The sequence below is a fragment of the Streptomyces sp. NPDC040589 genome, assembly GCF_055594445.1.
This window is the reverse complement of sequence record NZ_JBVIWP010000006.1, coordinates 17,135-42,838: the sequence shown is the minus strand read 5'-3', so window position 1 is coordinate 42,838 and position 25,704 is coordinate 17,135. Positions and strand designations below refer to the sequence as shown.

Genomic DNA, 25,704 nt, shown 5'->3' with positions numbered 1-25,704 from the left:
CACAGGCGACGATGGACATCTTCGGGGTCCACCAGAATCTGATCAGTGATTATGGCGCCTTCACAAGTTCGCTGGTATCCGTCCGGGACAGGGGTATTCAGCAGCACCTTGATGAGGAGCGGGAGCGCAAGGCTCGCTGGCCCGACCCCCGTATCTCTCTCAATCCGAATTTCCGCAGTGGCGGAACTGTCGCTGAACTGGTCGATGCCGACGTTCTGCACCCCATGTGCCGCGACTATTTCCGCGTAAAGGAACACGAGGATGACCCTGGCTCCCGGACCCTGAGGCTCCACCGCCACCAGCGGGAGGCGATCGATGCGGCGGCTCGCCGGGATTCATACGTCCTCACGACGGGGACCGGATCCGGCAAGAGCCTCGCCTACATCCTTCCTATCGTCAACGAGGTGCTGCGCCATCCGAACCCCGACGGCATTTCGGCAATTGTCGTCTATCCTATGAACGCGCTCGCCAACAGTCAGGAATACGAACTCGCTCGCTATCTGCAATGGGGGATCCCCGAGGCGGACCGCCGAGTCACTTTCGCTCGGTACACCGGTCAGGAGAATGCCGAGGGGAAAGCGGCCGTACTGCGTTCCAAGCCGGACATTCTGCTGACGAACTACGTGATGCTGGAGTACCTCCTCACGCGCCCCCACGAGCGGGAGGAACTCATCGGGGCAGCCCAGGGCCTCAGGTTTCTGGCTCTCGACGAGTTGCACACCTATCGCGGCAGGCAGGGGGCGGATGTCGCCTTCCTCGTCCGCAGGCTCCGGGACGCCTGTGCCGCCCCTGATCTCCAGTGCATCGGTACGTCCGCCACCATGGCCAGCGCCGCCACGTTCGAGGACGCCCAGGAAAAGGTCGCCGACGTCGCATCCCGGCTGTTCGGTACGCCGGTGCGGCCCGACAACGTCATCGGCGAGACGCTGGAGCGGTCCACCGACCCGGGGGCCTACCTCGCCTTCCCCGCTGCCGAGCGGAGAGCGGGGCTGTCCGCTTCCGTCCGCCGGGCCGCGCAGGAACCGCACGCGCTGTCGCGCGACTACTCGGTGTTGAAGGTCGATCCCCTCGCGATCTGGGTGGAGGACTCCTTCGGCCTGGTCGAGGACGAAAGAGTCCGCGGCGGGCTGGTGCGCCGGACGCCGATCACGGTGCCCGCCGCGGCAGCCGCGCTCAGCGAGGACTGCGGCGAGCACCAGGAGACGTGCCACGCGGCGATCGAGGCCGTCCTGAGAGTCGGCGCGAAGGCGCTGCACCCGCAGCACAGACGTCCGCTGTTCGCCTTCAGGCTTCACCAGTTCCTCTCCAAGGGTGACACCGTCTACACGAGTCTCGAACCATCGGGGCAGCGCCACCTGACCAGCCAGTACCAGGTCAGCGTGCCCGCACAGCGGGACAAGCCGCTGATTCCGCTGGCGTTCTGCCGGGACTGCGGCCACGAATACCTGGTGGTCACCCGCGAGGAAGGCGCGGCCGGGCAGCGCTTCGTCGCGCGCAGGGATCCCGAGGCCCCCGCCGAGGACGGCGACGGCTACCTCTACGTCAGTGAGGAGCGGCCCTGGCCAACCGCTCCCGACGAGATCCTGGGAAGGCTGCCCGACAGTTGGGTCGAGACCGCCGATGACGGGTCACGCTCCATCGTGCAGGCCCGCAGCGGTGACGTCCCGCGTGAGGTGCGGCTGGCTCCGGACGGAGCGGTCGTTGCCGGAACCGGGGACGGAATGCGCGCCTGGTGGATCGCCGCCCCCTTCCGCTTCTGTCTGCGCTGTCGCGTCAGCCACGAACAGTTGCGCGCCCGTGATTTCGCGAAGCTCGCCACCTTCGCGGCCGAGGGCCGCAGCTCGGCGGTCTCCCTCATCAGCTCCAGCGTGGTGCGCTCCCTGCGCGGCCAGCAGGACATCGACGAACGGGCGCGCAAGCTCCTCACCTTCGTCGACAACCGTCAGGACGCCAGTCTCCAGGCCGGGCACTTCAACGACTTCGCCCAGGTCACACAGATCCGTGGTGCCCTGTACCGGGCACTCGCCGCCGCAGGCCCGGCGGGGCTGCGCCACGACGCGCTGCCGCAGGCCGTCGAGGAGGCGCTGGGCCTGAGCATGGAGGACTTCGCCCGCAACCCCGGAGCCAAGTACAGCCAACGGGAGTCCGCCCGCTCCGCCCTGCGAGCGGTCCTCGCCTACCGTGTCAACGCGGATCTCGAACGCGGCTGGCGCATCACCATGCCCAACCTCACCCAGACCGGACTGCTGCGCTTCGAGTACACGGACCTGCGGGAGATCGCAGCCGACCAGGAGTGCTGGCAGGACGCACCCGCGGCGCTCGCCGGTGACTCTCCCGAACACCGCGAGTACGTCGCCCGAGTCCTTCTGGACGAGCTCCGCCGGTCCCTCGCCGTCGACGAGCCGCTGTTGACGCAGGCAGGGTTCGACCAGCTCCGGCGCCAGTCCGAGGCCCACCTGCTCGGCGTCTGGGCGCTCCCGCCGAAGGAGCCCGGCGTGCCCTCGCGGGTCGCCTTCCCCGGCAGCGGCCCCAAGGGCGCCCCCTCCGGCGAGGCCATCTACCTCAGCGGCCTCGGCGCGTACGGCCGCTTCCTGCGCCGCCCCGACCAGTTCCACCAGATTCCCGGGCTTGCCGGTAAGCGCATGTCCGTCGCCGACGCGGACGCGGTGATCCGCGGCCTGCTGCGCGTCTTGGAAACCCAGGGTCTGGTCGCGATCGTCCGCGAGGAGCGGGACGGCTCACTCGGCCACCAGGTCAGAGCCGCCGCCCTGCGTTGGCTGCCGGGTGACGGGCTCGCTCCCGAGCCCGACCCGCTGCGCAAGGTCAGCGATCCGGACGCCGAGCCCTACGTCAACACCTACTTCAGAGACCTCTACCGAGACACCGCGTCCCAGCTGACGGGCATCGAAGCCCGGGAGCACACCGCGCAGGTCCCCTCCGACCTGAGGGAGAAGCGGGAGAAGGCGTTCCGCGACGGCGATCTCAGCCTGCTGTACTGCTCGCCGACCATGGAACTCGGCGTCGACATCGCCACCCTGAACGCGGTGGCCATGCGCAACGCCCCGCCGACCCCGGCCAACTACGCCCAGCGATCGGGCCGCGCCGGCCGTTCCGGGCAGCCCGCATTGGTCACCACGTACTGCTCGACGGGCAGTGCCCATGACCAGTACTACTTCCGGCGCCCCGAGCTGATGGTCGCGGGCAGTGTCACCCCACCCCGCCTCGACCTGGCCAACGAGGAACTGCTGCGCAGCCACGTCCACGCGATCTGGCTGGCCGAGACGGGAGCCGCCCTCGGCCAGCGCATGACCGACTTCATCGACGCCGAAGCCACCGCACATGCGCCCGGTGAGCCGGTGCCTCTCCGGCTCACCGAGGGCATGCGCACCCAGCTCGCCAGCGAGGCGGCCCGCCGCCGGGCCATCGACCGCGCCACCGCAGTGCTCGAACCGCTCGTCGACGACCTCCGGGCACGCACCACCTGGTGGTACGACGGATGGATCGAGGACGTCGTGCGCACCGCACTGCGCCGCTTCGACGAGGACTGTGAGCGCTGGCGCCGCCTGTACCGCGCGGCGCTCGCCGAGCGTGAGGAACAGCACCGCATCGCAGGTGATCTCTCAGTCGATCCCAGCCGCCGCCGCATCGCCCAGGCACGCCGGGCCGAGGCCGAGAACCAGCTGAAACTGTTGCGCAACGAGGACAGCGAGGAGTCCTTCAGCGACTTCTACACCTACCGTTACTTCGCATCCGAGGGGTTCCTCCCCGGTTACTCCTTCCCCCGCCTTCCGCTCGCCGCCTACATCCCCGGGCAGCGGGGCGAAGGAAGGCTCGGTCAGAAGAACGGGGCATACATTCAGCGCCCCCGCTTCATCGCGATCTCCGAGTTCGGTCCCGGGGCGCTGATCTACCACGAGGGCCAGCGGTACGCCGTCGACCGGGTGCAGGTCCCCATGGGGGCCACCCCTGGTCAGGTGGCCACCAGCGATGTGCGGATCTGCGGCACCTGCGGTACCTGGTTCGACCGTTCGGACGGGTTCGACCGGTGCGACGACTGCGGGGTGCCGCTCTCCCTCACGCTGAGCCGGACCATGCTCCTGTCCACGGTGCACGCGTCACCGGTGCGCCGGATCTCCTCCGACGAGGAGGAACGCCTCAGGTCCGGCTTCGAGTTGCTGACGGGTTACCAGTTCTCGCAGGGCGGCGGGCGGCTGGACGCCACCGCGGCGGATGACGACGGTCCGGTGCTGACCGTGAGCTACGGCGACACGGCACGGGTCCGGGTCTTCAACATCGGCCGCCGCAAGCGGAAGCAGCCCTCGGACCGCGGCTTCTGGCTCGACCCGATCCAGGGCCGGTGGCTCAGTGCCAAGAAGGCGAATGAGATCCAGGAGGCATCGGCTGAGGACGAGGCCCTGAGCCCGTTCGCCTCCGCGGACCGCACCCTCCAGGTCATCCCCTATGTCGAGGACCGCAAGAACATCGCTGTCCTGCGCCTTGCCGAGCCAGTCGACGACGAAACGGTCGCCGTCACTCTCCGTTACGCCCTGGAGCGCGGCATAGAGGCCCGCTACCAGCTCGAGGACTCCGAGCTAGACAGCCAGGACCTCCCGGACGACGAGCAACGCGGCCGGATGCTCCTCATCGAGGGAGCCGAAGGCGGAGCAGGCGTGCTCAGGCTCCTCCACGACGACCCCGAAGCCCTCGCCCAGGTGGCCCGGACCGCTCTGCGGATCATTCACGTCGACCCGGACGACGGCCGCGACCTCGGTCAGGCCCCGGGTGCCGTGGAGCGCTGCGAGCGGGGCTGCTACGACTGCCTGCTCACGTACAGCAACCAGCGCTTCCACACCCGTATCGACCGGCTCGTCGTCGTCCCCGTCCTGATGCGGATGGCCGCGTCGACCACCCGGGGCGAGCGACAGGTGACGCCCGCGGCGCAACGGGCACAGGTGCTCGCCCTGGCCACGGAGCACGCGCGGGGACCGGTCGCCGAGTTTGTAGAGTGGCTGGGCCGCTCGGGCCACCGTCTCCCCGACGAGACGCACCCCGAGCGGTCCGGTGACTCGGCCCGGCCCGATGTCGTCTACCGCCTTCCGGGCGCGGACGTCGCCGTCTATGTGGACGAACCGGGCGGCCGGCATCTCGACCGGCAGACCGAGTTCCGGCTGATCGACGACGGCTGGCTGGTCATCCGGGCCGGCGCGGACACCAAGGAGTGGGAGAACGCAGTGCTTGCACACCCAGACGTCTTCGGCATCGGACGGAGTGTCCGATGACGTCTCCCGGCACCGGATCGGCGCAGTCGACGACGCCTCCCCGCGCACCCGGCGATCTGATCTCCGCCCGCGGCCGCGACTGGGTGGTGCAGCCCGGCTCGCCCGGCGGCCTGGTGATCGCGCAGCCTCTCGACGGGGACCGCGAGTTCGTCACCGCGCTCTTCCCGCACGAGATCGAGGAACCCGGCTTCGGCAGGCCCCGGGCCGTACCCGGAGAGGTTGGCGACTTCGCCTCCGCCGGACTGCTGCGCACCGCCCTGCGCATCGCGGCCAGCCACGGAGCCGGCCCCTTCCGTTCGCTGGCGTCCATCTCGGTGCAGCCCCGCCAGTACCAGCTGGTGCCACTGATGATGGCGCTGCGCATGGACACCGTACGGCTCCTCATCGGCGACGACGTCGGTATCGGCAAGACCGTAGAAGCCGCCCTGATCGGCAAGGAACTCATTGAGCAGGGCTCGGCCTCCGGCATGGTGGTGCTCTGCTCACCGTCGCTCGCCGAGCAGTGGCAGAGCGAACTGCGCGAGAAGTTCGGCATGGAGGCGGAACTCGTCCTGCCCTCCACCGCGTCCAGGCTCCAGAAGGGGGTGGAACAGGGGCAGACACTCTTCCAGCGCTACCCCTACACGGTGGTGTCCACCGACTTCATCAAGCAGTCGGACCGCCGTGAGGCGTTCCGCCGCACCTGCCCCGATCTGCTGATCGTCGACGAGGCGCACACGTGCGTCGGCGCGGGCACCGGGCACCAGCAGCGCTACGAGCTCCTCAGCTCTCTCGCCCGGGACGAGGACCGCCATCTGGTCCTTGTAACTGCGACCCCGCACAGTGGTGACGCCCATGCCTTCGCCAAGCTCACCGGACTGCTCGACCCCGGCCTGAAGGGCCTCGACCCCTCGCTGCCCGCGCACCGCGACCGCCTCGCCCGCCACTTCGTGCAGCGTCGCCGCCGCGACATCAGGCACTACCTCGACGAGGACACACCGTTCCCCAGCGACCGTAAACTGCGCGAAGTCCCTTATCAACTGGGCTCAGAGTATGCCCAGTTCGTCCGGGACATCATCGCCTACGCCCGCGAGCAGGTCCGGCGACCCGACGGCTCTCTCAAGCAGCGTCTCACCTGGTGGTCCGTACTGACCCTGCTGCGCTGCGTGCTGTCCTCACCCGCGGCCGCCGTCGAGACGCTGACCACACGCGCCTCGATCGCCGCCGCCCGCAGCGAGGAGGAGGCCGACCGGATCGGTCGCGCGGCAGCCCTGGAACTCATCGACGACGAGGCCACCGAGGGAATGGACGCCGTCCACGGCTCCCTCCTCGACACGGACGACATCGGCGACGGAGCCAGGGGCAGCCGCAAGCTGAAGGCGTTCGCCGCCCGGGCCGCGGCCCTGGCGGGCCCCGACACCGACACCAAACTGCGCACTCTCGTCGAGGAGGTGAAGGGCCTCCTCGTCGACGGCTACGACCCGATCGTCTTCTGCCGCTTCATCCCCACGGCCGAGTACGTCGCCCAGCACCTGGCCGACGCCCTCGGGCGCAGCGCCCACGTCGACGCCGTCACCGGCAAGCTGCACCCGGACGCCCGCCAGGCCCGAATCGACGAGCTCACCGCCAAGCGTGGCCGGCACGTCCTGGTCGCCACCGACTGCCTCTCCGAGGGCGTCAACCTCCAGGACGACTTCGGCGCGGTCCTCCACTACGACCTGTCCTGGAACCCCACCCGGCACGAGCAGCGCGAGGGCCGCGTCGACCGCTTCGGACAGTCCCGTGAGAACGTCCGGGCGGTCACTCTGTACGACACCGACACCGGCATCGACGGCCTCGTCCTGGACGTCCTCATCCGCAAGCACCGGGACATCGCCCAGCAGATCGGCGTCGTCGTCCCCGTCCCCGACGGTGGCGACGGCGTACTGCGCGCACTGGCCAACAGCCTCCTGGTGCGCGGCCAGGGCGTCGACGAGCAGCTCACCCTCGACTTCGGCACCGACGAACTGTTCAGCCAGGCCAGGGAGCGGCTGCACAAGGAGTGGGACAGCGCCGCCGACCGCGAGTCGAAGGTCCTGACCAAGTTCGCCCACAGCGGCCTGCGACCCGACGAGGTCCAGGCCGAATTGGCGGCCCTGCGCCAGGCGCTGGGCGAGCCCGCCGACATCGCGGACTTCACCCGGGAGACGCTGAAGGCGCTCGGCTCGCCGGTACGCCCCGACCCGCGCTCCACCGGGTTCACCGCCCCGGCGGGCCCGCTGCCGCGTGGCCTGCGCCATGCGCTCGGCATCTACGAGGACCCGGACCAGAGCGAAGGGCCCGGAGCCGCCCCGGCGCCCGCGCGCACGGCCGCGAAGGGCCGGGCACGCACGACGACGGCCGCACGCGAGCTCGTGTTCCGGCAGGACCTGCCGGTCGCGGCGGGCGAGCACGCCCTCTTCCGCGGCGACCCGGCCGTACGGGCCGTGGCCCGCTACGTCCTGGACTCAGCCCTCGACCCGAAACTGTCCGAGCACGACCGCCCCGCCCGACGACTCGGCGTCATCCGGACCACCGCCGTCGAGGCGCGTACCGTGCTGCTCCTCGCCCGCTATCGCTTCCGTCTGACCCTCCCGCCCCGCCGCACCGGCCCCGGCAAGGGCCGGCCGCACGAACTGGTCGCCGAGGACGCCCAGTTGCTGGCCTGGCGGGCCACCGGGGACGGCGCCCGGGAATGGCTCACCGACGAGGAGATCGCGGACCTGCTGCGCGCCGCCCCCGACCGCAACACGATCCCCTCCATGCGCGAGCAGCAGATCGGCCGGGCCCTCGAGGAACTCGACGAGGAAGAGGTGGAGCAGCGTCTCATCGCCCACGGCCGTGACGTGGCCCGTCGCCTCGAAGCCGCCCACAAGCGGGTACGCGAGGCCGCCGGCGAACGCGGCCGGGCACGCGGCGCCGCCGCGGTCCGCAACATCACCGCCGACCCGGCAGGCGACCCCGACCTGCTCGGTGTCTATGTGTACGTCAAGCGCCCCGGAGGCTCCAGGTGACGACTCTCGCCCCCGATCACCTCCCGGCGAGCACGGCGGTGCGCGTAGAAGGGGCTTTGCTCTCCGCCGACCTGATCAACAAGATCCGTTTCGGCGACAAAGAACTCCCCGGCGCCGCCCCCGCCGACTACGGCCTGCCGCGCGGCGTGCGCGTGGAGGACGCGGCCAGCCGCAAGTGGGAGTACCTCAAGGCCACGTACGCCTCCTTCCGCGAGCAGCTGGCGACGCTCGGCCCCGAAGCTGACTCGACGAAGCTGACCTACAAGGAATGGCTGAGCGTCCTCCTCGACGAGCTGGGCTACGCGGGCCGTACTGCCGTACCCAAACGGCCCGGCATCCTGGTCCCCGGCCGCGACCCGGGCTCGTACCGCGTCAGCCATCTCTGGCAGTCGCACCTGCCCGTCCACCTTCTGCGCTGGGACACCCACCTCGACCGGGGGATCGGCAACGACCGAGCCCCCCAGTCGATGCTCCAGGAACTCCTCAACGTTTCCGACAAGCACCTGTGGGCCCTGCTCTCCAACGGCAGGGTGCTGCGCGTCCTGCGGGACTCCACCGCGCTCGTCGGCTCCGCGTACGTTGAGTTCGATCTCGACGCGATCTTCGGCGGCGACCAGTTCGCGGACTTCCAGCTCCTGTACGCGATGCTTCACGCCTCCCGCTTCGAGCTCACGGCCAAGCCGGAGAAGAAGCGCCGTACGGCGGCCGTCGCCGACGAGCCGGAGGACGACGCCGAGGCCGAGGAGGGCACCCTCGACGAAGCCGCGAGCTCCGCGGACGACATCGACGAACTGACCCCCGCCGACTGTCGCATCGAATGGTGGCGCGCCTTCGCCATCGAGACCGGCATCCGCGCCCGCGACCGCCTGCGTAACCAGGTCAAGGCGGCCCTCGGCATCCTCGGCAGCGGCTTCCTGGAGGCCAACCCGAGCCTCGGTGAAGCCCTCACCCGCGGCGGCAAGGCGGCCCTGGACGACTTCCATCACGAACTGCTCCGCCTTGCCTACCAGTTGGTGTTCCTGTTCGTCGCGGAGGACCGCGACGCCCTCCTGCTGCGCCCCCAGGACGACACCTCCCCCGAGGAAGCCGAAGCGCTGGACGAGGCCCGTGACCTCTACACCCGCTACTTCTCCACGGCCCGCCTGCGCCGCATCGCCTCCCGCAGGCCGGGCGACCGCAACACCGACCTGTGGGTCGGGCTGCGCACGGTCCTCAACGCCCTCGGGCAGGAGGGCGGCCTCGAAGCACTCGCCCTCCCCGAACTCGGGGGCCTGTACTTCCGCTTCGAGGAGGACGATTCCGAGTGGGCGGCGCTGCTGCCCGGCAGCCCCGAGCCCCTGCGCGCGGCCGACCTGCCGAACGAGAACCTCCTCGCCGCCATCAAGCTGCTCTCCCGGGTGTACGACCGCCAGGGCCGCCCCACCCGGGTCGACTACCGCCACCTCGGCGCCGACGAACTCGGCAGCGTCTACGAATCCCTCCTGGAACTCATCCCGCGCCACAACCCCGCGAAGAACGAGTTCTGGCTCCAGGACCTGGTGGCGGGCAACAAGCGCAAGACCACCGGCTCCTACTACACCCCGTCCGTCCTGATCGAGAAACTCCTCGACAACGCCCTCGACCCGGTCATCGAGAAGCACGGGGCCTCCGGCATCCCGGACGACCTGCTCAAGATCCGTTTCGTGGACCCGTCCTGTGGATCAGGACACGTCCTGGTCGCCGCGGCCCGCCGTATCGCGCTGCGCTACGCCCAGATGTACGACGACGAGCTGGAACCCGCGCCGGAGCGGATCCGCGAGGCGATGTCCAAGGTCGTACGCAACTGCGTCCACGGCGTCGACATCAACCCCCTGGCGGCGGAGATCGCCAAGGTGTCCCTGTGGCTGGAATCCCTCACCCCCGGTGAGCCGCTGGCCTACCTCGACGACCGCATCAAAGTCGGCAACGCCCTCCTCGGCACGACGCCGACGCTCCTGGAGACGGGAATCCCCGAGACGGCGTTCAAGAAGCTGGAGGGCGACGAGCCCAAGGCGGTCACCGAGGCCCGCGACCGCAACCGCAAGGAACTCAAGGGCGTCGCGGTCTGGGTCCAGACCCAGCTCGGCGAGCCCGCGACCAACGCCGGCACGGCGACGGTACGCGTGGCCGCCGAGGAGGCCGCCAGGCGCCCGGTCGGCAAGGGCCTCGCGGCCATCCGCGAACTGGCCAAGCGCCACCGGGAGTTCGAGCGCGACCCGGAGCTCAAGCGGCTCAAGAAGGTCGCCGACGCGTGGTGCGCGGCGTTCATCTGGCCCAAGCGCGCGGACGCGCCCGCTCCGATCACTACGGGGACCCTGGCCAAGCTGGAGAAGGACCAGCTGCTGGAGGGCATCCCGAAGCCCGAGCCGAAGATGGGGGAGGAGCCCGTCGAGGAGACGGACGAGGAGGTGGAGTGGAGGGAGCGCGCGGGAGAGCGTGAACTGCGCGACATCGTCTCCCGTAACCGCTTCTTCCACTGGCACCTGGAGTTCCCCCGTGTGTTCCGGGTCGAGGACAGCGAGGCAGAAGACGCGAACCCGGCCACGGGGTGGCAGGGGGGCTTCGACGCGGTGCTGGGGAATCCGCCGTGGGAGCGGGTCGAGCTTCAGGAGAAGGAGTGGTTCGCGGCTCGCCACGATGAGATCGCGGATGCAGCGTCGGCGCAGCGAAAGCCTCTGATCGACCAGCTGCGTTTCAGCACGGATGAGCACGGCAACCCGATTGAGGCCGATCGCGAGCTGCATCGAGGTTTCCTGACAGCCCACAGGGAGGCCAAAGGCACGTTGGCGATGCTGCGCGACTCGGGCCTCTACCCGCTGACGGGTGCGGGGCGAGTGAATCTTTACGCCGTGTTCGCTGAGCGAGCCCGTTTCCTGCTCGCCCCGAAGGGCGTGGCAGGCTTGGTGCTGCCTACAGGTATCGCCACAGACAAGACGACGTCGGTCTTCTTCGCAGATCTGGTGGAACGGCGGCAACTGGCGACGGTGCTCGATCTGGAGAACGAGGAGAAGCTGTTCGCGGACGTGCACCACTCGTACCGCTACTGCTTGTTCACGTTCGGCGGTCCAGCCCGGGCGTACGAGCGGGTCCGGATGGCTTTTCGGGCCCGACGGCCGGATCAGCTGGACGCGCGGGAGTTCACACTGGACGCTAAAGGCTTCCGTAAGATCAACCCCAATACCTGTACTTCTCCTGTCTGCGAAGGGCCGAGGTACCTCGCGGTTCTGCAGGCAATCCACGAGGAGGTGCCCGTGTTGTGGAACAAACGCGGCAACTCGGCTTTGGCAAGCCCGTGGGGGGGACTGCGGTACTCGCAGATGGTCAATATGTCGAGCGATGCCAAGCTATTCCGGGACGCTGGAACTCTGGCGGACGATGGTTGGGTCCGAGACGGCAACGTCTTTGCGAAGGGCAGCGAACGATACCTTCCGCTCTACGAGGCCAAGTTGGTCCATCAATTCGACAGCCGTTTCTCGACGTTCGAGAACGCCACTGAGGCCCAGCTCAAACTACGCACCTTGCCGCGACTAGACACTGACGCCCATCGCGACCCTGCGGCCGTCCCATTGCCGCGCCACTGGATTCCCGAAGCTGAGGTGGAGGATCGACTGGCGTCAGATCCACGTAGGCCGGAAACGGAATGGCCGCACGACTGGCTGCTTGGGTGGCGGGATGTGTGCCGGGCGGCGGACCAGCGGACGGTCATTGCATCGGTACTGCCTCGAACTGCCGTAGGCCACAAGTTTCCTCTGGTGTTTCCGGCTTACGTGCCGGACCTGCTCCTGGCGAACCTCTCGGTCTATGTCCTCGACTTCACGGCCAAGCAGAAGCACGCGGGTGCATCCCTCGCTTACTTCACATTCGAGCAGCTCCCCGTTCTAGCCCCCTACCAGTACGCCAAGCCCGTCCCTTGGCTCGGCGATCAGCCCCCCGAGCCCTGGATCCGCTCACGCGTACTCGAACTCACCTATACCTCCTACGAAATGGCTCCTTGGGCTAACTACCTCGGTGACGGAAACGCCCCCTTCATCTGGGACGAGGAGCGCCGTTTCCTCATGCGTGCCGAACTCGACGCCGCGTACTTCCACCTCTACGGCATCGAGCGCCAGGACGTCGATCTCGTCATGGACAGCTTCCGAGCCTTCCGCAACAAAAAGCCGGAGCTGTTCGAGCGCACGAAGAAGGAAATCGTCCGCATCTACGAGGAGATGGCGTCCGGCGCTCCCTACGTCACCCCCCTCGACCCGCCCCCGGGCGCAGGCCCCCGCCACGACCCCGGCACCAGCCCTCTGACCCGCGTGGCCCCGCCGTCACCGCCTGCACCGGCGGCCGACCTGCCGACTCAGAGGAAGAAGGTGTCCCCGGCCAAGAAGGCCAAGAAGGTCTCCGAGGTCGATCAGTTGGGCGGTGGCCTGTTCGGTCTGGAGGAGGTCGAAGGAGTCGACATACAACTCGACATCTTCTCCTCCGGCGACGAGTAACTGCCCGGCGCGCCGACGTACCCAGAAGTGGCCGTCACCCGAATCTTCCGGGTGACGGCCACATGCGTAACGCCCACCCGCTCAGAGCTCGCCGGCGAGCACACCCGCCCGGAACGCCGCCCACTCCGACGCGGTGAACCGCAGCGGCTCCCGCTCCGGGTTCTTCGAGTCCCGCACGGCCCGAGCGCCACCGGGCAGTTCGGCTATTTCGACGCAGTCGTTCTCGGCGCCGCTCGCGGACGCCTTGCGCCAAGCGGTGTCAGCGAGGTCCAGGGCGTACAGGTCGCTCTTGCGGTCGGTCACTGTCTCAGGCCTTCTTCCAGTTCGGCGATGCGGACGAGCGAGTCCTCCACGGAGAGCGCCGTAGCCCGGATACGCTCGTACGCCCTCTCGAAGGGCGCCGCGTCTTCACCCTCAACGTATGTCGCGCTCCCGGCGTTCTCCAAGAGCACGACATCCGGCAGCGGGGGCCTGAACCTGGTGAGGCTGAACCCTCCTTCGAGTCCTGGATGGGCGGTGGAGGCCAGCGGCATGATCTGGACTGTTACGTTCGGGAGTTCGGAGGAGTCGAGCAGCTTGCGGAGCTGCTCCCGCATGGTGGCCGGGCGTGCGGCGAAGCGCTGGTGCAACGCGGCCTCATGGATGATGGCCCACAGCTCCAACGGAGCACCGGGCCGGGTCAGTACGGACTGCCTCGCCATGCGGACCTCCGCGAGCGCGGCGACCTCTTCCGGCGTGCGGGTCGTCGTGATCCCGGTGATCGTCTCGCGTGCGTAGGCGGCGGTCTGGAGCAGCCCCGGGATGAGCAGCGGTGTCCAGGTGCAGACCTGCTCGGCGTCCGACTCCAGGGAGATGTAGTCGGCGTACGCAGGCTGCACGATCCCCGAGTAGGCCTGCCACCAACCCTTCTTCGCCGTGTCGGCACGCAGCGTTTCCAGCACGGAGCAGACGGCTGGGTCCGTCACCCCGTACACCTTGAGGAGTTCCGCCAAGTCGCCGGGCTTGATGCCTTGAAACGCGTTCTCGATCTTCGACATCTTCGGGCCGTTCCACCCCATCGCCTCGGCGGCCTGGTCGAGGCTGAGGCCCGCCTCGTTGCGGAATCTGCGCAGGGTCGCTCCGAGGCGACGCCGTCGAACTGTCGGGACCATGGGCGAGTTGGGCATGAGGGAAATCCTGCATCGAGCATGCCGTCGCCGCCCACGGTTCATCGAAATCGTCACCCAATCGGGTTGAAAGGTTGCGATCGATCGAGGAATGGGTCCACGCTCAACCTCGCCGCACTCGCGGCAAGTTGGCGAGCGGACCGCAAGGAGCCACCGTGCCCCTCACTCCCCACCCCCTCCTCCACCCCCTCACCCCCACCGCCTCCCTGGGCCACTACCTCACCCCCACCCCCACCGGCTTCACCCTCCACATGTCCGCCTCGCCCAGGAACCTCCATGCCGTCCGCGGACTTACCGCCCACGCACTGCGCGGCGCCGGCGCCGGACCGGACCTGGTCGACGCCGCCCAACTCGTCCTCTCCGAGCTGTACTCGAACGCCGTCCGCGCCTGCGGCGACCACGCGCCGCTCGTCGCCGAGGTGGAGGCGGCGCGGACCGGAGTCTGGCTGCGGCTGCACGACCCCGACCGGCACCGACGTCCGCACCGCGAGCCCAGGGCTCAACTCGACGACGCGGAAGCAGAGTCGGGGCGCGGGCTGGCGCTCATGGATCTGCTCGCGCCCGGCTGGGACGTGGTGGCCACGCCCGTCGGGAAGCAGGTCCGCTGTCTGCTTGCGCGAGGCCTGGACGGGGACGGCTGACCGTAGGACGGCCGGTGGCTGGATCACCGTAGTGGGCGGTCGGCGGCCCCGGTGATTGTCAGTGCTCGGAGTTAGCCTCTCTGGTGGGTGGAGTTGAAGGTCAACTCCGGACGGAGGGAACCCGTGAGCACGCCTTTCGAGGTCAGCGCCAGGGCGGTCCACCAGGCGGCGACGGTGCTTCTTGAGCACACTCAGGACGGACTTCCGTTCCGGCAGCTGTGGCCGCTCGTCCAGGCAGCCGATCCAAGCCTGGAGGACGACTTCAGGGCCGTCGCGCCGAATGCCAGGCGGGGCATCGACGTCAACCTGAGTCACAACGCCACCAGCCTGGTCAAGGCGGGCTGGCTGTGCCGCAAGCGTCCGGTGTGGCGGCTGACGGGGCTCGGTGTCCAGGCCCTCGCCGAGTTCCCCAAGCCGGTGGACTTCCTCAGCGAGGCGGGCGACCGCTACATGGACTGGCGCAGGGACCGAGAGGCGTTCGACGCGGCCGCCGCTCTGCTCCAGCTCCTCCCCGACGGCCGCTGGCTGGACATCGAGGACCTCGCCGCCGAGTACGAGGTCGACGCGTACACACTCGCCTCGGTCTTCCAGGGCACCCGCCCCGACGGCTGGCACGTCGCGCTCGACCACGAGGGCACGACGGCAGGCATCGGTATCACGCTGCTGTCGAACGAGATCGAGACGTGGCGGAACCTGCTCACCGAGGACCGTCTTCTCGATGAGCAGACGTCCAGCATGGACGTCGTACGGGCCTTACCTGACAAGAAGCTGAGCCGCGAGGAGATCACCGCGCTCGTCCTGGGTGAGCCTGCCGACGCCCCCATTCTGCCCGAGCGGCCCCGCCGGGTCTGGGTGCTGCGGGGCACCGACGAGGGCGGCGCGAGCCTCATCCGGACGCTCTGGCGCGACGAGTCCGTGGTCACCCTCGGGGCGGGGCGCATGTCACCGCTTCCCACGGGCGCGGGCCCGCAGCGGGTGCGCAAGGCCGTCGACGACGCGTACGAGTCGTTGTCCGTCAGCCGCCGCGAGGAGCTGGCCAAGGAGGTGCACACCTTCGTCGCCCGGATACAGGAGGGCGACATCGTGGTGTGCACGGACGGCACCAAGGGATACCTCGGGGTGGTGAGCGGCCCGGCCGTGTACGAGCCGGGCACCACGGGCGCGTACCGGCGCAGGGTCGACTGGCGCAACCTTGACGCCCCACTCGACATCGTCAAGGACCTCGGCGACGCACTGCTCGGCCGGCTCGGGGATGCCGACGCCCGGATCGTCGACATCAGCGAGTTCGCGCCCCGCCTCGAAGCACTCATCGGGCCGGACCCGGTGGAGGAGGCGCCGCCCGCCGACATCGAGCCCCAACTGCCCGATATCACCGAGGCCCTGGTTACCGAACTCACCCAGGAGAACGCGGTCTGGCTCCAGGAGTGCGTGGAACTGCTGCGCGCCAAACCCCAGCTGGTCTTCCACGGCCCGCCCGGCACTGGTAAGACCTTCACCGCGCTGGCCCTCGCCCGCCACCTGACGGGTGGCAACCCGGGCAACGTACGGCTGGTGCAGTTCCACCCCGCCTACTCCTACGAGGACTTCTTCGAGGGCATCCGGCCCCGACTCGCCAAGCAGGGCGCCGACACCGGCGCGGACGACGGCTCGGGCGTGGTCTTCCATCTGGCGAAGGGACCGCTGCGCAGGCTCGCCGACGCGGCCGAACTCCGGCCCGCCGAGATCTTCGTGCTGGTCATCGATGAGATGACGCGCGGCAATCTCGCCAAGGTCTTCGGCGAGCTGTACTTCCTGCTCGAATACCGCAAGCAGTACATCCACCTCCAGTACGGCTCGGACGACGGCAACGGCTTCCGGCTGCCGCCCAACCTGTTCATCCTCGGCACCATGAACACCACCGACCGCAGCGTCTCCCTCATGGACGCGGCGATGCGGCGGCGCTTCTCCTTCATGGAGCTGCACCCCGAAGTCGAGCCGTTGGAAGGCATGCTGGAGCGGTGGCTGAAGGACAGGGGCCAGTCCCAGGACGCTGCGAGGCTCCTCGCCGAACTCAACCGGCGCATCGGCGAAAGCCCCTCGGGTGACCAGGGATTCCGTATCGGCCCGTCGTACTTCATGCAGCCCCTGGCACACGGCGGGCGTGCCGGACTCGAGCGCCTGTGGCGGACCCAGATCATCCCGCTGCTCACCGAGTTCCACTGGGGAGACGACACCGACGTGGCGGCCGACTACGCACTCGACGAACTGCTCCGCCACCTCGGCATCGGCGAGGAAGACGCGGCGGAAGCCGAGCCTACTGACGGCACTGACGGCACTGACGGCACCGGAGGTGCCCCGTGACCGAGGTGCCGCCGGTTCGGCTGAAGGAGGCCGGCGGTTGGAGCGAGTGGCAGCTCACCCCCGCGCAGGTCGTGGCCCTCGACGAGAGCGAACACGTCAAGGTACGGCCCTCTCGTCGCCCCGGCTGGTGCCGCCTTGAGGCCCGCGACCGGGTCGGCGCCGCCCGGATAGGCCGCGGTCCGGCACAGGTCCGGCTCTCCGTCGAACCCAAAGTCGCCGTGAACCGGCTCCTCCATCTCCTCGGTTACGCCGAGGAGGAGTGGCTGCACGACGGCGGTCCGGTCGACGCCGCGACCCGCACCGATCTTCTGCCGGCTGTCGCCCGCGCCTACACACGAGCCGCACAGAGGGCCCTGCGGCAAGGAGTGCTGCTTGGTTACCGGGAGACGGAAGCGTCCCAGCCCGTCCTGCGTGGCAGACTCCGGGTGGCGGCACAGATGAGCCGCCACCCCGGACTCGTATTGCCGCTGGAAGTCGCCTATGACGAGCACACCGTCGACATCGCGGAGAACCGGTTGCTGCTAGGTGCCGCACGGCGCCTGCTGCGCGTTCCGGGAATCGACGGAGCACAGCGCGCGGCACTCCACGCACTGGCCGCCCGCCTGGACGGGGTCACGCCGCCGGTCCCCGGCACCCCACTCCCGCCATGGCGGCGACATCGCCTGAACGCCCGCTATCACCGGCCCCTCGCCCTCGCTGAACTCATACTCGGCGGGGCGTCGTACGAACTCGAGGACGGTCGGGCCGTCAGCGTGGACGGCGTGATGTTCCAGATGTGGCGGGTGTACGAAGCGTTCCTCGCCGGCACCCTGGGGGAGGCGCTGACCCGCAAGGCGGGCGGCTGGTACAAGACGCAGGACCGCGACCACTTCCTCGCCACGCCCCGCAAGTACGTCCTCAGACCCGACCTCGTCCACTACCTCCCGGCGCCATCCGGCGGGCGCCGGGCCGCGGTGGTCGTCGACGCGAAGTACAAGCGCGGCTTCCACCGGGACGACCTCTACCAGATGCTCGCGTACTGCGTACGCCTGGGCCTCACGGACGGCCACCTTGTGTACGCATCCGGTCGGCCCGACGTCGTATGTGTGCCGGTGGCCGACGGTGGGGTCAGACTGCACCGCCATGTGCTGGACCTGAACCAGCCCGTACGGCAGTTGAACCGGAACATCGACGTCCTAGCCGGAGCTGTGCTGGCACCTCGTGCGCCGTAGAACCCGCGCAATGTACGTACACTCTGTGTGATGTAGGTACATGCTCCGGCCTGCCGAAGGGGCACTCCATGACCACCATCTCCGTGCGCGAGTTCTCGTACAACCCCAGCGCTGTCTTCGCCCGCGTCGAAAAGGGCGAGGCGATCGAGGTCACCCGGCACGGCAACGTGATCGCGATACTGTCTCCGGCCGGCAGTCCCATGGAGCGGTACGCGCACTTGGTGGCGCAGGGGAAGATCAAGCTGAAGCCGGTCACCGCCGCCGACCGCCACAGCATGCCGCACTACGAGGTGCCGGAAGATATCGACCCCGTGGCGCTCCTGCTGGCCGAGCGCGCAGAGGACGAGCGTTGATCTACCTGGACACGTCCGCGCTGGTCACCTGGATGACCCGGCGCAGTCACTGGACGCGTTGGACGCCTTCCTCCAGCAGCGGGCCACGGAGCCGCTCGCCACCAGCACGCTCGGCTTCGTGGAGACCGTACGGACGCTGGACCGCATGGGGCACTTTCCCAAAGCGATGGACGACCTGGACGCCCGGATCACCGAGATCCTGCTCACCCGAGAGGTGCGCGACGCTGCGGCCCTACTGGTCGGGCGCCTGGGAACGCTGGACGCGATCCATGTGGCCAGCGCACTGTCGCTGCGTGACGACGTGACCGCAGTAGTGACGTACGACCGCAAGATGCTCGAGACAGCGCGCTCCCAAGGGCTGCCCGTCTACGCACCCGGAACGGCGGAATAATCTAGCGGTCGACTGTAGAAACCCGACAGTGAGTCCCGTACGCCACTGTCGGTGCCCGATTGTCCGCGGGCGTGCCCGGACCGATAGGTTTTCGAGGAAGCCGCCTGTCATCGCCGCCTGTCGTCCAGGCGCCCGGGCGGGCATCAGACCGCTATCGAAAGGGTGATCCGTTGAGCCGCTCGGTTCTCGTCACCGGAGGAAACCGGGGCATCGGCCTCGCCATCGCCCGTGCTTTCGCCGATGCGGGCGACAAGGTCGCCATCACGTACCGCTCGGGTGAGCCGCCGGCCGCCCTGACGGAATTGGGCTGCCTGGCCGTCAAGTGCGACATCACCGAAGCCGAGCAGGTGGAGCAGGCCTACAAGGAGATCGAGGAGGCCCACGGCCCCGTCGAGATCCTCGTCGCCAACGCCGGCATCACCAAGGACCAGCTCCTGATGCGCATGTCCGAGGAGGACTTCACCTCGGTCATCGACACCAACCTCACCGGCACCTTCCGCGTGGTCAAGCGGGCCAACCGCGGCATGCTGCGCGCCAAGAAGGGCCGCGTCGTCCTGATCTCCTCGGTCGTCGGCCTGTACGGCGGCCCGGGCCAGGCCAACTACGCCGCCTCCAAGGCCGCCCTGGTCGGCTTCGCGCGCTCCCTCGCCCGTGAGCTGGGTTCGCGCAACCTCACCTTCAACGTCGTCGCGCCCGGCTTCGTCGACACCGACATGACCAAGGCGCTCACCGACGAGCAGCGCGAGAACATCGTCAAGCAGGTCCCGCTCGGGCGGTACGCCCAGCCGGAGGAGATCGCCGCGACGGTGCGGTTCCTCGCCTCGGACGACGCCTCGTACATCACTGGAGCCGTCATCCCGGTTGACGGCGGACTGGGAATGGGTCACTGATCACCATGAGCGGAATTCTCGAGGGCAAGCGCGTCCTGATCACCGGTGTGCTGATGGAGTCCTCCATCGCCTTCCACGCCGCCAAGCTGGCCCAGGAGCAGGGCGCCGAGATCATCCTGACGGCGTTCCCGCGGCCCACGCTGACCGAGCGCATCGCCAGGAAGCTGCCCAAGCCCACCAAGGTCATCGAGCTCGACGTCACGAACGACGAGCACCTCGGGCGCCTGGCCGACGTCGTCGGCGAGGAGCTCGGCGGCCTCGACGGGGTCGTGCACTCCATCGGCTTCGCGCCGCAGGACGCCCTCGGCGGCAACTTCCTGAACACGCCGTTCGAGTCGGTCAGCACGGCCATGCACGTCTCGGCGTACTCACTGAAGTCGCTGACCATGGCCTGTCTGCCGCTGATGCAGAACGGCGGCTCGGTCGTCGGCCTCACCTTCGACGCGAAGTTCGCCTGGCCGCAGTACGACTGGATGGGCCCGGCCAAGGCCGCCCTGGAGGCCACCAGCCGTTACGTCGCCCGCGACCTGGGCAAGCAGAACATCCGCTGCAACCTCGTCTCCGCCGGCCCTCTCGCCTCCATGGCCGCCAAGTCCATCCCGGGCTTCGGCGAGCTGGCCGCCGTGTGGGACGACCGTTCGCCGCTGGAGTGGGATCTCAAGGACCCCGAGCCGGCCGGCCGCGGCATCGTCGCGCTGCTGAGCGACTGGTTCCCGAAGACCACGGGCGAGATCATCCACGTGGACGGCGGTCTGCACGCCATCGGCGCCTGATCCGCCGTACGCCGTCGACGCCCCGTTCCCCGCAGCGCGCGGGGAGCGGGGCGTCACCCGTTCGGCCCAGCCGGCCGGGCGGGGGAGGCCCACAGCCGGGCACCCTGGAGTACGCGTTCACCACGCGGTCCCCTCCCCAGCACGGCCGAGGAGGAACCCTTGTGCGCTTGTCCCGCCGCATGGCCTCACTGTCCGTCGCCGCCGCTCTCGTGCTGACCCTGGCGTACGAGGCGGTGCCGCACGCGCGCGTGCCCGCCGACGACGAGCGGGAGCGGGCAGACCTCTTCGGCGCCGCGTGCCGGATCCGTGTCGACGACTCCAGGGTGACCGCGTTCTGTCACAACCCCTATCCGGAGACCGACCGCGTGAGCCTGCACGTCGAGTGCGCCCGCTGGTGGGACATCGACACCGACAGCTCCCCGGTGGAGGCCGGGCCCGCGCAGACCGTGCGGCTCACGGGACGATGCTGGAAGGAAGTCGGCGACGCGTGGGTCAGCCACCGGCGGGCGAGCTGATCCCGCCCAGGCGGCACAGGAACGGGTAGCGGGCCGCCTCGGCCCCCGCCCCGTCCGCGTTCCCCGTGCGGATCGCGTCGAGCAGCCGCCCGTGATCCATGTACGTCTCCGGAGTCAGCTCCTCGCCGACGTCCTCGCGCAGCCAGTCCCGCAGCACCTCGCCCAGGTCCGCGTACATGGCCGTCATCACGTCGTTGTGGGAGGCGGACACCACGGCCAGGTGGAAGGTCGCGTCCGCGGTCACGAAGGCCTCCGCGTCACCCGACTCCCAGGCCTCCTCACGCCGCAGCAGCAGCGCGTCGAGTTGCTTGAGGTCCTTCTCGGTCCGCCGCTCGGCGGCCAGCCGGGCGGCGGACGACTCCAGCGTGGAGCGCAGCTCGGCGATGTGCCGGGGGTCGGCGCCGGCGAACCGCCGCTGCATCACTCCCGCCAGCTCACTCGTCGCCACGACGTACGTGCCGGAGCCCTGGCGGATGTCCAGCAGGCCGTTGTGCGCCAGCGCGCGGACGGCCTCTCGGACCGTGTTGCGGGCGACGCCCAGCTGCTCGACCAGTTCCGGCTCGGTCGGGATGCGGGAGCCGACCGGCCACTCGCCCGACGTGATCTGGGCCCGCAGCGCGGCGATGACCTGTTCGGACAGCGCCGAACGACGGGGATGGCTCAGAGGCATGGCTCACCTTCGCACGGCCGGGGCGCCGGACGGCAGCCGAGGAGTGGACGGATTGGACAGTCAATCATCCCATGATTCTATGATGGGCCTCATGGCTAGTGAGGAAACCCGGACGATGACGCCCCCGACCGTTCGCAGCTCGGCCGCGCACGACGCCCGGAAACCGGGCGGCCCGTCCACGCGCGCGTGGACGACACGGCTGCTCGTCCTCGGCATCGTGCTGTCCGCCCTGAACCTCCGGCCCGCCATCACCAGCCTCGGCGCCCTCCTGGAGGAGGTCCGCGACGGGCTCGGCATGAGCGGCAGCGTGGCCGGACTGCTCACCTCCGTACCGCCGCTGTGCTTCGCCGTCTTCGGCGTCATGGCCCCGCGGCTCGCCCGCCGCTTCGGGGCGGGCGCCGTGGTGTGCGCCGGCATGGCGGCCATCGCCACCGGCCTGGCGATCCGGCCGTACGCCGGCGGCACGGCCGGCTTCCTGGCCGCCAGTGCCCTCGCCCTGATGGGCATCGCGGTCAGCAACGTCCTGATGCCGGCCATCGTCAAGCAGTGGTTCCCCGACCGTGTGGGCTCCATGACCGGGGTCTACTCCATGGGACTCGCCCTGGGCACGTCCCTCGCGGCCGCGGTCACGGTGCCCGTGTCCGACGCGCTGGGCGGAAGCTGGCAGTCGGGCCTGGCCCTGTGGTCGGGGCTCGCCGTCGCGGCGATCCTGCCGTGGCTGCCGTTCGTGCGGGGGCGCGCGGCGGCGTCGGCCTCCGTCCGGACGGGAGCCGGGCGCGAGGACCGGTCGGAAGCCGAAAGCGAGGACCTGTCGGAAGCCGGCCGCGAGGAGACTCCCGCCCCCGCCGCGGCGGATCCCGCGCGCGGGGAGGTACCGAGGATGCGGATCACCCGGAGCCGTACCGCCTGGGCGCTGGCCGTCTTCTTCGGGCTCCAGGCCACCGCCGCCTACATCACGATGGGCTGGATGGCGCAGATCTTCCGGGACGCCGGCGTGCCCGCCGGCACCGCCGGACTGCTGCTGGCGCTCACCATGGCGATGGGCGTGCCCCTGGCCTTCGTCATACCCCGCCTGGCCACGCGGCTGCCGCACCAGGGCCCGATCGTGCTGGCCCTGGGCATCTGCGGCCTGATCGGCTACGCCGGGCTGTATCTCGCGCCGGCCGACGGCGCCTGGGCCTGGGCCCTGCTGCTCGGCGTCGCGAACTGCGCCTTCCCGCTCGCCCTCACCATGGTCGGCATGCGGGCCAGGACCGGCCCGGGTGTGGCCCAGCTGTCGGCGTTCGCGCAGAGCACCGGCTACCTCATCTCCATCCCGGGACCGCTCCTGGTGGGCGTCCTCTACCAGCACAGTGGCGGCTGGGGCCTGCCGATCACGCTGATGAGCGCCCTGATGGTCCCGCAGGTCGTGGTCGGCTGGCTGGCGGGCCGCAACCGCACGGTGGAGGACGAGGCGGGCCGCTGAATCCCGGCCCCGTCGTGGCGGCCTCACCCCGGGGGGTACCGCGCCCGGGGTGGGTGCGACACTTGCCCCATGCCAGTGCTCGATCCGAATCCCCAGCATGGTCAGAAGAAGATGCTGCTCGTGTTCGGCGCATTCTTCGCGATCTTCATCGTCATCGGCGTCATCGCGACGATCGCCTCGCCGTGACCGGCCCTGGCCCCGCCGATGGTGGGGCCAGCCCCCCTGTCCCCTAGGGGGTGAGGGTCAGGGTCAAGTGGGTGGGTCACCGGATGGGTTGGCCGGCGCGGATTCCGTAACTTCGAGGTGTGGCCGTGAGACGGGGGCCACCGGCCACTCGAAGAGCGGAGGCACCCATGTCGGCCCCTACGCAGACCCCGCCCCACCCGGCGACCCGGTCCGGCGCAGACAGCCGGCTTCCCTGGTGGGCCCTGGCCCTGCCGGCGCTTCTCTTCACGGCCCTGCTCGCCCTGATCCTGAACCCGTCCGACGCCCACGCGGCCACCGGTGACCCCGTGGTCACCCACCTCTTCGAGCGACTGCAGCAGCTGACAGCCCGCTGAGCACCGCCGAAGCCGGTGGTCAACTCCCTGCGCCCGATGGCGTGTTTCATGCGAAGCTGGATCTCATGAGCGTCGCAGAACCCCGTACGATTGTCCTCTTCCGCCATGCGAAAGCCGACTGGCCACAGGTGACCGATCACGAGCGTCCGCTCGCCGACCGGGGCCGAAAAGACGCGGCGGAGGCCGGGCGCAGGCTGGCCGACACCGGCATCCCCTTCGACCTGGCCCTGTGCTCCACCGCGGTCCGGACCCGGGAGACCTGGAAGCTCGCCGTCCATGAGTTCCCGCATCGGCCGAAAACCGTCTACGAAGAGCGGATCTACGACGCCTCGCCGGGCGAACTGATCGCCGTGCTCAACGAGACCCCCGACGATGTGCGGAACGTCCTCATGATCGGCCACAACCCGGGCATCCAGGGCCTCGCCGACATCCTGGCGGGCTCGGCCGAGGACGACGCCCGCGAGCGGATGGACCGCCGCGGGTTCCCGGCCGCCGCCTTCGCCGTCCTGTCGTTCACCGGCTCGTGGAAGAGCGTGGAGCCGGGCGTGGCCGCGCTGCGGGACTACTGGGCGCCGACCGAGTGACCGTCGCCGCGTGACCGTGTGGCGGTGACAGGGGCCCGGCACCGCACGGTGCCGGGCCCCTCCTGCCTGCTTCAGACCGTGTCGAGGGTGTCCGCCGCCTCGACCTCTTCGCGCGTGACGCCCAGCAGGTAGAGGACCGTGTCCAGGAACGGGAAGTTCACCGCGGTGTGCGCGGCCTCGCGCACCACCGGCTTGGCATTGAAGGCGACGCCCAGACCGGCCGCGTTCAGCATGTCCAGGTCGTTCGCACCGTCACCGATCGCCACGGTCTGCGACAGCGGCACGCCCGCCTCCGCCGCGAACCGGCGCAGCAGCCGGGCCTTGCCCGCGCGGTCGACGATCTCGCCGGTCACCTTGCCCGTCAGCCTGCCGTCGACGATCTCGAGCGTGTTGGCGTGGGCGAAGTCCAGCCCCAGCCGCTCCTTCAGATCGTCGGTGACCTGGGTGAACCCGCCCGAGACGACACCGACTTGGTAGCCGAGCCGCTTCAGCGTCCGGATCAGCGTGCGGGCGCCCGGCGTCAGCCGCACCTCGCTGCGCACCTTGTCCACCACCGAGGCGTCCAGCCCCTCCAGCAGCGCCACGCGCGCGTGCAGGGACTGCTCGAAGTCCAGCTCCCCGCGCATCGCGGCCGCCGTCACCTCGGCGACCTTGTCCTCACACCCGGCGTGCGCGGCGAACAGCTCGATGACCTCGTCCTGGATCAGCGTCGAGTCGACGTCCATGACGACCAGGCGCTGCGCACGCCGGTACAGACCGGCGGCGACGACCGCCACGTCGATGCCGAGCTTCGCCGCGTCGGGCGCCAGGGCGGTGCGCAGCGGCTCGGTCTCCACGCCGGACACGGCGAACTCGACCGCGGTCACGGGGTACTTGGCGAGCCGGAAGATACGGTCGATGTTGCCGCCGGTCCTGGTGATCCGCGCGGTGACCGCGGCGGTCGCCTCCGAGGTGAGCGGATGCCCGAGCACGGTGACCAGGGAGCGGCCCAGTCCGCGCGGCCGGTTGTCGCCGAGGCCGGAGATGATCTCCGCCTGCATCCTCATCGACTCGGCCCAGCTGTGGACGGTCGCCCGCAGATCTCCCTCGAGACCGGGGGGCGGCTCGGTCACGAGCGCGCACAGCACCATCCGGCCACGGGTGACGACCTGCTCGATGTCGACGACGTCGACGGAGAAGGCGGCGAGGGTGTCGAAGAGGCCGGCCGTGATGCCCGGCCTGTCCTTGCCGAAGATCTTGACAAGGAGGGTGGGGACGTCAGAGGACGAGGTCTGCGATGCGCTCATGGTGGTTCCACCGTATCGGGCGGGCAGGTCACACCGCCCGTGAGGTCCGGCTGGCGGACGGCGAACACTG

Annotated in this window: 19 protein-coding genes; 15 read left to right on the top strand and 4 right to left on the bottom strand. The window is 69.6% G+C overall.

Annotated features, from left to right (window positions below; all coding sequences use genetic code 11):
- Positions 1 to 11: 11 nt before the first annotated feature.
- From ACZ58V_RS26085 to ACZ58V_RS26075, 3 genes are read left to right on the top strand one after another with little or no spacing between them, the layout of a single operon-like run.
- Entirely contained in the window at positions 12 to 5,279 is a 5,268-nt protein-coding gene (locus ACZ58V_RS26085; protein WP_471292792.1) for a DEAD/DEAH box helicase, read from the top strand.
- A complete protein-coding gene (locus ACZ58V_RS26080; RefSeq protein ID WP_471292789.1) occupies positions 5,276 to 8,290 on the top strand; it encodes a helicase-related protein in 3,015 nt (1,004 codons plus the stop codon). The genes ACZ58V_RS26085 and ACZ58V_RS26080 overlap by 4 nt, the downstream gene beginning before the upstream one ends.
- Positions 8,287 to 12,789, top strand: coding sequence for an Eco57I restriction-modification methylase domain-containing protein (locus ACZ58V_RS26075; RefSeq protein WP_471292786.1), 4,503 nt, complete (start codon positions 8,287 to 8,289; stop codon positions 12,787 to 12,789). Before ACZ58V_RS26080 ends, ACZ58V_RS26075 begins: the two co-directional genes overlap by 4 nt.
- 81 nt (positions 12,790 to 12,870) lie before the next feature.
- Here ACZ58V_RS26075 and ACZ58V_RS26070 read toward each other — a convergent pair whose 3' ends face one another.
- Complete coding sequence (locus ACZ58V_RS26070) at positions 12,871 to 13,092, bottom strand: DUF397 domain-containing protein (protein WP_471292783.1); 222 nt, start codon at positions 13,090 to 13,092, stop codon at positions 12,871 to 12,873.
- The gene (locus tag ACZ58V_RS26065; RefSeq protein ID WP_471292780.1) at positions 13,089 to 13,955 is read right to left on the bottom strand and encodes a helix-turn-helix domain-containing protein; all 867 of its coding nucleotides are present in this window, start codon (positions 13,953 to 13,955) and stop codon (positions 13,089 to 13,091) included. The genes ACZ58V_RS26070 and ACZ58V_RS26065 overlap by 4 nt, the downstream gene beginning before the upstream one ends.
- A gap of 155 nt (positions 13,956 to 14,110) precedes the next feature.
- Here ACZ58V_RS26065 and ACZ58V_RS26060 point away from each other — a divergent pair, with 155 nt between their 5' ends.
- The 8 genes from ACZ58V_RS26060 to ACZ58V_RS26025 all read left to right on the top strand — a co-directional run bounded on the left by ACZ58V_RS26060 (position 14,111) and on the right by ACZ58V_RS26025 (position 21,069).
- Positions 14,111 to 14,596: an ATP-binding protein gene (locus ACZ58V_RS26060; RefSeq protein ID WP_471292777.1), complete on the top strand. Its 486-nt coding sequence runs from the start codon at positions 14,111 to 14,113 to the stop codon at positions 14,594 to 14,596.
- A 123-nt stretch (positions 14,597 to 14,719) separates the two neighbouring features.
- On the top strand, positions 14,720 to 16,936 hold the full coding sequence (locus tag ACZ58V_RS26055) for an AAA family ATPase (RefSeq protein ID WP_471292774.1): 2,217 nt from the start codon (positions 14,720 to 14,722) through the stop codon (positions 16,934 to 16,936).
- A complete protein-coding gene (locus ACZ58V_RS26050; protein ID WP_471292771.1) occupies positions 16,933 to 18,147 on the top strand; it encodes an McrC family protein in 1,215 nt (404 codons plus the stop codon). Before ACZ58V_RS26055 ends, ACZ58V_RS26050 begins: the two co-directional genes overlap by 4 nt.
- Positions 18,148 to 18,215: 68 nt before the next feature.
- Positions 18,216 to 18,500: a type II toxin-antitoxin system Phd/YefM family antitoxin gene (locus tag ACZ58V_RS26045; protein ID WP_471292768.1), complete on the top strand. Its 285-nt coding sequence runs from the start codon at positions 18,216 to 18,218 to the stop codon at positions 18,498 to 18,500.
- Between the two features lie 58 nt (positions 18,501 to 18,558).
- Positions 18,559 to 18,891: a PIN domain-containing protein gene (locus ACZ58V_RS26040; protein ID WP_471292765.1), complete on the top strand. Its 333-nt coding sequence runs from the start codon at positions 18,559 to 18,561 to the stop codon at positions 18,889 to 18,891.
- A gap of 170 nt (positions 18,892 to 19,061) precedes the next feature.
- A complete protein-coding gene (gene fabG / locus ACZ58V_RS26035; protein WP_382828421.1) occupies positions 19,062 to 19,781 on the top strand; it encodes a 3-oxoacyl-[acyl-carrier-protein] reductase in 720 nt (239 codons plus the stop codon).
- A 5-nt stretch (positions 19,782 to 19,786) separates the two neighbouring features.
- A complete protein-coding gene (fabI, locus tag ACZ58V_RS26030; protein ID WP_468193067.1) occupies positions 19,787 to 20,554 on the top strand; it encodes an enoyl-ACP reductase FabI in 768 nt (255 codons plus the stop codon).
- A 161-nt stretch (positions 20,555 to 20,715) separates the two neighbouring features.
- Complete coding sequence (locus ACZ58V_RS26025) at positions 20,716 to 21,069, top strand: hypothetical protein (RefSeq protein WP_468193065.1); 354 nt, start codon at positions 20,716 to 20,718, stop codon at positions 21,067 to 21,069.
- On the opposite strand, the gene ACZ58V_RS26020 is transcribed toward ACZ58V_RS26025, so the two are convergent.
- Positions 21,047 to 21,739, bottom strand: a complete 693-nt coding sequence (locus tag ACZ58V_RS26020) for a FadR/GntR family transcriptional regulator (protein ID WP_471292761.1) — start codon at positions 21,737 to 21,739, stop codon at positions 21,047 to 21,049. The two genes, ACZ58V_RS26025 and ACZ58V_RS26020, sit on opposite strands and share 23 nt — an antisense overlap.
- Before the next feature lie 79 nt (positions 21,740 to 21,818).
- On the opposite strand from ACZ58V_RS26020, the gene ACZ58V_RS26015 reads away from it, so the two are divergent.
- The 4 genes from ACZ58V_RS26015 to ACZ58V_RS26000 all read left to right on the top strand — a co-directional run bounded on the left by ACZ58V_RS26015 (position 21,819) and on the right by ACZ58V_RS26000 (position 24,348).
- Entirely contained in the window at positions 21,819 to 23,204 is a 1,386-nt protein-coding gene (locus tag ACZ58V_RS26015) for a CynX/NimT family MFS transporter (RefSeq protein WP_471292758.1), read from the top strand.
- A 69-nt stretch (positions 23,205 to 23,273) separates the two neighbouring features.
- Complete coding sequence (locus ACZ58V_RS26010; RefSeq protein WP_106974401.1) at positions 23,274 to 23,390, top strand: SGM_5486 family transporter-associated protein; 117 nt, start codon at positions 23,274 to 23,276, stop codon at positions 23,388 to 23,390.
- Positions 23,391 to 23,557: 167 nt separating this feature from the next.
- Entirely contained in the window at positions 23,558 to 23,764 is a 207-nt protein-coding gene (locus ACZ58V_RS26005; protein ID WP_382828436.1) for a hypothetical protein, read from the top strand.
- 65 nt (positions 23,765 to 23,829) lie between these two features.
- Positions 23,830 to 24,348, top strand: coding sequence for a SixA phosphatase family protein (locus ACZ58V_RS26000; RefSeq protein ID WP_471292754.1), 519 nt, complete (start codon positions 23,830 to 23,832; stop codon positions 24,346 to 24,348).
- Between the two features lie 71 nt (positions 24,349 to 24,419).
- Here ACZ58V_RS26000 and serB read toward each other — a convergent pair whose 3' ends face one another.
- Positions 24,420 to 25,634 carry a phosphoserine phosphatase SerB gene (gene serB, locus ACZ58V_RS25995; protein WP_468193059.1) on the bottom strand — a complete coding sequence of 405 codons (1,215 nt, stop codon included), beginning with the start codon at positions 25,632 to 25,634 and terminating at the stop codon, positions 24,420 to 24,422.
- Positions 25,635 to 25,704: the final 70 nt, after the last annotated feature.

What these genes read in the sequence shown, in the direction of transcription:
- ACZ58V_RS26085 (WP_471292792.1), top strand. Translation starts at nt 12, where the DNA reads ATGGACATCTTCGGGGTCCACCAGAATCTGATCAGTGATTATGGCGCC.
- ACZ58V_RS26080 (WP_471292789.1), top strand. Translation starts at nt 5,276, where the DNA reads ATGACGTCTCCCGGCACCGGATCGGCGCAGTCGACGACGCCTCCCCGC.
- ACZ58V_RS26065 (WP_471292780.1), bottom strand. Translation starts at nt 13,955, where the DNA reads ATGCCCAACTCGCCCATGGTCCCGACAGTTCGACGGCGTCGCCTCGGA.
- ACZ58V_RS26045 (WP_471292768.1), top strand. Translation starts at nt 18,216, where the DNA reads ATGACCACCATCTCCGTGCGCGAGTTCTCGTACAACCCCAGCGCTGTC.
- fabI (WP_468193067.1), top strand. Translation starts at nt 19,787, where the DNA reads ATGAGCGGAATTCTCGAGGGCAAGCGCGTCCTGATCACCGGTGTGCTG.
- ACZ58V_RS26020 (WP_471292761.1), bottom strand. Translation starts at nt 21,739, where the DNA reads ATGCCTCTGAGCCATCCCCGTCGTTCGGCGCTGTCCGAACAGGTCATC.
- ACZ58V_RS26015 (WP_471292758.1), top strand. Translation starts at nt 21,819, where the DNA reads ATGATGGGCCTCATGGCTAGTGAGGAAACCCGGACGATGACGCCCCCG.
- ACZ58V_RS26010 (WP_106974401.1), top strand. Translation starts at nt 23,274, where the DNA reads ATGCCAGTGCTCGATCCGAATCCCCAGCATGGTCAGAAGAAGATGCTG.
- ACZ58V_RS26005 (WP_382828436.1), top strand. Translation starts at nt 23,558, where the DNA reads ATGTCGGCCCCTACGCAGACCCCGCCCCACCCGGCGACCCGGTCCGGC.
- ACZ58V_RS26000 (WP_471292754.1), top strand. Translation starts at nt 23,830, where the DNA reads ATGAGCGTCGCAGAACCCCGTACGATTGTCCTCTTCCGCCATGCGAAA.
- serB (WP_468193059.1), bottom strand. Translation starts at nt 25,634, where the DNA reads ATGAGCGCATCGCAGACCTCGTCCTCTGACGTCCCCACCCTCCTTGTC.